Source organism: Neisseria sp. P0022.S010 (assembly GCF_051956635.1).
The window spans coordinates 1-527 of sequence record NZ_JBQCXF010000836.1 but is presented as its reverse complement, the minus strand read 5'-3'; the positions used below and the strand labels follow the sequence as shown (position 1 = coordinate 527).

General features: G+C 63.6%; 1 protein-coding gene. It reads right to left on the bottom strand.

Annotated features, from left to right (window positions below):
- Positions 1-527 (bottom strand): hypothetical protein (locus ACTHUT_RS21685; RefSeq protein ID WP_440419878.1); only part of this gene is annotated, 527 nt, incomplete at both ends.

Genomic DNA, 527 nt, shown 5'->3' with positions numbered 1-527 from the left:
CCCCCCCACCCCCTACACCTCCCCCCCCCCCTCCCCCCCCACCCCCCACCCCCCCTAATCTCCACACACTCCTGCCCCCTTCGCTTCCACTTTCTCCGTAGCCGGCGTCTTGGTCTTTGCTGTTTTCCAGCGCGGTCAGCCGGTGCTTGAGGTCGCTTTCGTCGTAGACGGTGTCTTGGTCTTGGCGGTTTTCCAGCGCGGTCAGCCGTTGCTTGAGGTCGCTGTCGTCGTAGACGGTGTCTCGGTCTTGGCGGTTTTCCAGCGCGGTCAGCCGTTGCTTGATGTCGCTGTCGTCGTAGACGGTGTCTCGGTCTTGGCGGTTTTCCAGCGCGGTCAGCCGTTGCTTGATGTCGCTGTCGTCGTAGGCGGTGTCTCGGTCTTGGCGGTTTTCCAGCGCGGCGAGCCGTTGCTTGATTTCGCTGTCATCGTATGCCGTCGGGCTTCGATTTCCATCCGCGCGGATGATGGTGGCTTCGGCAACGGTAACGCTGACGGCCTCTTCGTGGCTTTCGCCGCCGTCGCCTGCG